The organism is Kordiimonas sp., from assembly GCF_048260245.1.
Lineage (GTDB): Bacteria > Pseudomonadota > Alphaproteobacteria > Sphingomonadales > Kordiimonadaceae > Kordiimonas.
On sequence record NZ_JBLXGZ010000036.1, the window covers coordinates 33,155 to 39,775 of the forward strand.

Consider the following 6,621-nt stretch of genomic DNA (forward strand, 5'->3'; position numbering starts at 1 on the left):
AAGATTGACATCGGCTTATTTTCGCGCCACCCTCCCCGCATGAACAAAACGGAAACACCCGCACAGTTCCCCTATGCTGAGCAATTGGCACGATTGCGCCTGATCCGTACCGAGGGCATAGGTCCTGTGCTGTTTCGCCAACTGACCGAACAGTACGGCAGTGGCATCGATGCGGTCGAGGCACTGCCGGAGCTGCTCGCGAAACGAAAACGTCCCGGCAAGCTCGCGGCTTTATATATATGCGAGCAAGAACTGGAAGCAGTGCACCGTTTGGGCGCTGCAGCCCATTTTCTCGGGGAGCGAAACTACCCGTATCGGCTAGCCGCCGCCGACGATGCGCCACCCGTCATTTATACACTGGGCGACCTTGATCATATCTCGCCGCCGGCGGCACTCGGCATCGTTGGTGCCCGCAACGCAAGCGCAAGCGGCATCAAGATTACCAAGACAGTCGCCTCGGAAGTGGCCCGGGCTGCCGTGACAATTGTCTCTGGCCTTGCACGTGGCATCGACACCGCAGCACACGAAGCAGCGCTGGCAGGTAGCACGGTTGCGTGTGTTGCGGGCGGGCTTGACGTCATATACCCCCGCGAGAACACCAAGCTATATGACGCCATCTGTGAACGCGGGGCTGTAGTTAGTGAAATGCCGCCGGGCACCCAACCACAAGCAAGGCATTTCCCGCGGCGCAACCGCATAATCTCCGGCCTGTCCGATGGTGTATTGATTATTGAAGCCGCTGAACGCTCCGGATCTCTTATCACTGCACGTTTTGCGGCAGAGCATGGCCGGGATGTCTTCGCAGTTCCAGGTAGTCCGCTCGATCCAAGGTCACGGGGCGGCAACCGCCTTATCAAAGACGGCGCAGTACTTGTCGAATCCGCTGCCGATATCATGCAGGAGTTGGAGCGTTGGTCAGATGATAGACCGCGACAGATCAAGCCCGCAACACCCCCGTTCAAAATCACGCCAAACGTGCCAGCCACCCAGATAAGCCGTTGCAGAGGCCGTGAAGGTGTATTGGCGCTGCTGAGCCATGACGCCATACACGTGGACGAACTCGTTCGGCTGAGCGGCATGAAAGCCGAACAGGTTTTGGTTGCCCTGATGGAACATGAAATTGCAGGCCAGATCAATCGTCATCCGGGAGGAAAAATTAGTCTTTCCTGAAATTGGCCCGGCACTGTAAATTCAACGTAACACGAAGAAGGCATTGCATTCCGCGCAGCTTCGAACTAGGTGAAGGCTTGAAACGCACACAGTAATGCATGCAATAATCAAGGATAGGGACAGTCGGACGTATGAACGTCGTAATTGTAGAATCACCCTCCAAAGCCAAAACCATCAATAAATATCTTGGTAAGGATTTCAAGGTATTAGCAAGTTTTGGTCATATTCGGGATCTGCCCGCGAAAGACGGCTCGGTCAAGCCGGACGAAGATTTCGCCATGGATTGGGTGGTCGACCGCGATTCGAATAAGCGACTGACCGACATCGCAAAAGCCGTCAAAGACGCCGATCGCCTCTATCTCGCAACTGACCCCGACCGTGAAGGTGAGGCAATCAGTTGGCATGTGCTTGAGGTGCTGGCGAAAAAACGTGCTCTCAAAGATGTCGAAGTCAAACGTGTCGTCTTTAACGAGATTACCAAATCCGCGATCCTGAAAGCCATGGCCGAACCGCGCGACCTTGATGACGAGATGGTCAACGCCTACCTCGCCCGGCGCGCTCTTGATTATCTTGTCGGCTTTACCTTATCGCCCGTCCTGTGGCGTAAACTGCCCGGCGCCCGTTCTGCGGGACGCGTACAGTCTGTCGCGCTGCGTCTCGTCTGCGAGAGAGAAAGCGAAATCGAACGCTTCCGTGCCCAGGAATATTGGTCCGTAGAAGCGGCGTTGAATGGTGCATCTGGCAAGTCTTTTGCCGGGCGGCTGTTCGCCATGCACGGCGAGAAGATCAAAAAATACGGCATCAGCAACGAGGCAGATGCCAAGGCAGCGGCTGCTCTGGTGGAAAAAACGCCATTAACCGTTGCGACCGTTGAACGCAAACCTGCCCGTCGGCACCCGCAACCACCGTTTACAACATCTACTTTGCAACAAGAGGCCGCGCGAAAATACGGCTTCCCTGCCAACCGAACCATGCGCGTGGCACAAAGCCTCTATGAGGGAAAGTCGATAGACGGGGAAGTGACGGGTCTTATTACCTACATGCGTACCGATGGGGTTACCATTGCGCAAGAAGCGCTCAACGCTACCCGAGCTGTTGTTGAAGACCGTTATGGCAAAAATTTCCTGCCCGACAGTCCCCGCGTCTATAAAACCAAAGCCAAGAACGCTCAGGAAGCTCACGAAGCTATTCGCCCGACCGACCCTATGCGCCGCCCAAGTGAAGTTTCCCATGTTCTGGATGCGGATGAACTCAAGCTCTATGAGCTTATCTGGCGTCGCACCATCGCCAGTCAAATGGAAAGTGCGCGCCTGGAACGAACCACCGTCACCATATTGAATGCGGACAAAACCGCCGAAATCAGGTCTACCGGTACCGTTATTGAGTTTGATGGCTTTCTCTCTGTCTATCAGGAAGGCCGTGACGATGATGGCGAAGAAGACGATGCACGCCTGCCAAAATTGACCGAAGGTGAAATATTAAACCTTGAGACGGTAACACCAAAACAGCATTTCACCGACCCACCACCAAGGTTCACCGAGGCATCCCTCGTGAAACGGCTGGAGGAACTGGGTATCGGGCGTCCATCAACCTATGCTTCCATTCTGACCGTGCTGCGCGAACGCAGTTATGTCCATATGGAACGAAACCGCTTTATTCCAGAGGATAAAGGTCGGCTCGTCACAGCCTTCCTTGAGAAGTTTTTCCACCGCTACGTCGAATATGACTTCACCGCCAACCTTGAGGAACAGCTGGACCATGTCTCTGCTGGCGAGGAAGACTGGAAAAAGGTGTTGCGGGACTTCTGGTCATCTTTCAAACCCAAAACAGAAGAAATTCTCGGCGTTCGTAACGCGGAAGTTATTGATGCCCTTGATGAATATCTTGAACCAATGCTTTTCGCCGAAAGCGAAGACGGGAAAAACCCGCGTAAATGCCCAAGCTGCGACGATGGCCGCCTGGGCTTGAAAACCAGCAGGTATGGCGCTTTTGTTGGCTGCTCCAACTATCCCGAATGCGCTTATACGCGCCCCTTCGGTAGCAATGGTGAAGACACTGCAGCCACTGATGAGCCTGCTAACCTGGGTGATGACCCTGAAACCGGTGATCCCATCAGTGTACGGACTGGCCGCTTCGGCCCTTATATTCAGGTTGGCGAAGCCCAGAAGGGCGAAAAACCGAAACGAGCCAGCATCCCGAAAGACATGGATGCAGGTAGTCTCAGCCTTGAACAAGCACTACAATTACTCTCCCTTCCCCGCGAAGTGGGTATACACCCTGAAACAGGGAAGCCAATAACGGCAGCTATTGGGCGCTATGGCCCTTATGTTGCACACGACGGTACATACGGAAAACTGGCTTCCACGGAAGAGGTTTTCTCCGTTGGTCTGAACCGCGCGGTATCTCTCATTGCGGATGCTGCTGCGAAAAAGGGGGGCAGCGCTAAAACCGTTCTTAAAGAACTGGGCGAACACCCGGAAGACGGGGACCCGGTGAGGGTGCTGGACGGGCGCTACGGTCCTTACGTAAATCACAAACGCACCAACGCAACCTTGCCTAAAGGAACGGAGCCTGAGAGTGTCACACTTGAGCAGGCGCTTGAATGGCTGGCGGCCAAGGCATCTTCCAAGAAAAAGAAAGCGCCTGCCAGAAAGAAGAAAGCGTCCTGACCGGGATGCTTTCTTAAGGCCGACATGGCAATATGCTGATACTCACTCATGCTTACGGCCCATTGCCTCCTGAGTGATAGAAAGGACATGCCCCTTGGCGAAATACCAACCCGGCCCACTGCCTACTCGCGAAGAAATACTGGATTTTGTCCGTAACTTCTCCGGCGGGAAAGTCACCAAACGCGATATAGCACGCGCCTTCGGCGTAAAGGGACCCGACAAAGTATTTCTCAAGAAACTGCTGCGCGAACTGACAGAAGATGGTGTGCTGACCAAAGACACCGGGCACGCCCTGCGCCCCGCAGATCGCCTTCCTGGCGTACAGGTCGTAGAATTTGCCGGACTGGACAAGGGCGGTGAAGCACTGTTGAAACCGGTCAATTATGAAGGCGGAGGCAAGCCGCCACTCATTATCCTCAAGCAAAAGGCTGGAAAAAGGCCCGGACCAACGATGGGGGCCGGAGACCGTGCGCTTGTGCGCCTCACGTGCATCAAAGACGAACCACCAGTATACCGCGCATCGATTCTGAAAATATTGAAGCCCGCGCCAAGATCCATTATGGGCGTGTTTCATGGTAGCCCAAACGGTGGCCGTGTGCACCCCACGGACAAAAAGAATCGCGACGAGTATTGGGTGGACCGCGATGACGTGATGGGTGCGGAGGAAGGCGAACTCGTGCTTGCGGAGCCGGTTAAATCCAGCCGGCAAATGGGGCCCAAGCGCGTTCGAGTGAAAGAACGCCTCGGGGATGTGTCTGATGCCCGGTCCATCAGCATGATCGCAATTCACAGCTTGGATATCCCTTATGAATTTCCGAAAGAAGCGCTTGAGGTAGCGGAAGCCGCCAAGCCAGTCGCTCTGGGTAAACGGGACGATCTTCGTGCAATCCCCCTGATTACCATAGACCCGTCGGACGCCCGTGACCACGACGATGCCATATGGGCAGCACCGGATGACGACCCGACTAACGAGGGTGGCTGGCACGCCATCGTAGCCATCGCAGATGTCGCGCATTATGTAACCATTGGCTCACCGCTGGATCGCGAAGCCCTAAAGCGGGGTAATAGCTGTTATTTCCCCGATCGTGTAGTGCCCATGCTGCCGGAAACGCTATCTGCTGGCCTGTGTAGCCTTATGCCGGGCGAGGAACGTGCCTGCATGGCCGTCCACATCTGGTTTGACAAGAACGGTGTAAAACTTAGGCATAAATTTGTGCGCGGGTTAATGAGAAGTGCGGCAAACATCTCCTATGAGCGCGCCCAAGCCGCCCTGGACGGCGAGCCTGACGAGTTAACTGCGCCTCTACTTGAGACCGTACTCAAACCTCTCCATGGTACATTTAAGGCGATTATGAAGGCGCGGGCGAAACGTCAACCGCTTGAGCTCGACATGCCTGAACGCAAAATCGTCTTGAATGAATCTGGCCATGTAGCAGGGATCACCATCCGGGACCGCTTTGATGCCCACAAGATCGTTGAAGAATTAATGATCACTGCCAACGTCTGTGCGGCAGAAGAACTTGAAGCGCACCGTGTACCGGCAATGTACCGCGTGCACGAAGAGCCACCAATGGACAAGATGGAATCGCTGAGAGATTTTCTTGCCACCCTCGAACTTAATCTTGCCAAAGGAAGTGTCACGATGCCGCGCCTCTTCAACGGCATCCTCAGCCAGGTTAAAGACAGCCCCCATGAGCGCCTCGTCAATGAGGTTGTTCTGCGCTCGCAAACTCAGGCTTATTACTCTCCTGAAAACATGGGGCATTTTGGCCTTGCCCTGCCACGCTATGCTCATTTTACGTCACCCATCAGACGGTATGCCGACCTCGTCGTGCACCGGGGGCTTATTCGGGCGCTCAAACTTGGCAAAGACGGTCTGTCCGACGAACAGGCCGATCAGCTTTCCAGCATCGGGGAACAGATCTCCAGTACCGAGCGCCGCGCAATGGCGGCTGAGCGGGAATCCACCGACCGTTATCTCGCGAATTATCTCGCTGACCATGTCGGCGACGAGTTTTTCGGCCGCATCACGGGCGTAACCCGGTTTGGTCTTTTTGTCAGTATTGAGCCTTCAGGCGGTGACGGATTAATTCCCATTTCAGAAATCGGTACGGATTTCTATAGCCATGACGAAGCTCATCATCGCCTTGTGGGCGAACGTTCCGGAGAAGAATTCAAGCTGGGAGACCGTATAAAGGTACGGCTGACCGAAGCTAATCGCTTCACCGGAGGCCTCAAGCTGGACTTGATCCGCGACGACGAAAATTCAGGAGGGGTCACATCACAGAAACAGCACAAAAAGCTCGGAGCACGCCACAATCGGAGTGGTGGCCGCCCAGCAAGAGGAAAACGTCCTCCCGCCGGTCATCGTTCCAAGGGCAAGGCACGGGGTAAAGCTAAAGGCCAATAATAGGTTGGACCAACCGCCCGATAACACTGTGCAGTTTTATCGGAGCATCTGTCACCACCAGACAAATGCAGTCCTCACCCTCATCAATGATAGGTTGGTGATCTGTGACGTTGGCGTCCGCTACTTCTATGAGCCCCGGCGTATAGTGTTTCTGACCGACAGTATATCCACCAGTTAAAACCAACGTAAACTCGGTACCCCGATGGTCATGGAACGGCATCGCTGTGCCACCGCGTGCCCGCAGGAGCCATAGGCGCTCACCATTGTCATAGCTTCTGAGCTTGACGCGTTTCATACCCGGCCCCATGAACCGCCACTTAAGATCATCCAGGCCTTTCCCCATATACCGCGCCAAAGGAGATGGAATTCGGT

General features: G+C 54.8%; 4 protein-coding genes. 3 read left to right on the plus strand and 1 reads right to left on the minus strand.

The window, feature by feature from the left end; all coding sequences use genetic code 11:
- Positions 1 to 39: 39 nt before the first annotated feature.
- The 3 genes from dprA (at position 40) to rnr (ending at position 6,249) form a co-directional block, all read left to right on the plus strand.
- Positions 40 to 1,170, plus strand: a complete 1,131-nt coding sequence (gene dprA, locus ACN0VM_RS15210) for a DNA-processing protein DprA (protein WP_417451752.1) — start codon at positions 40 to 42, stop codon at positions 1,168 to 1,170.
- 131 nt (positions 1,171 to 1,301) lie between these two features.
- On the plus strand, positions 1,302 to 3,839 hold the full coding sequence (gene topA / locus ACN0VM_RS15215; RefSeq protein ID WP_417451753.1) for a type I DNA topoisomerase: 2,538 nt from the start codon (positions 1,302 to 1,304) through the stop codon (positions 3,837 to 3,839).
- Positions 3,840 to 3,933: 94 nt separating this feature from the next.
- Entirely contained in the window at positions 3,934 to 6,249 is a 2,316-nt protein-coding gene (gene rnr / locus ACN0VM_RS15220) for a ribonuclease R (RefSeq protein WP_417451754.1), read from the plus strand.
- Here rnr and ACN0VM_RS15225 read toward each other — a convergent pair.
- Positions 6,236 to 6,621 (minus strand): cupin domain-containing protein (locus tag ACN0VM_RS15225; protein WP_417451755.1); only part of this gene is annotated, 386 nt, incomplete at its 5' end. The genes rnr and ACN0VM_RS15225 overlap by 14 nt on opposite strands.

What these genes read in the sequence shown, in the direction of transcription:
- dprA (WP_417451752.1), top strand. Translation starts at nt 40, where the DNA reads ATGAACAAAACGGAAACACCCGCACAGTTCCCCTATGCTGAGCAATTG.
- topA (WP_417451753.1), top strand. Translation starts at nt 1,302, where the DNA reads ATGAACGTCGTAATTGTAGAATCACCCTCCAAAGCCAAAACCATCAAT.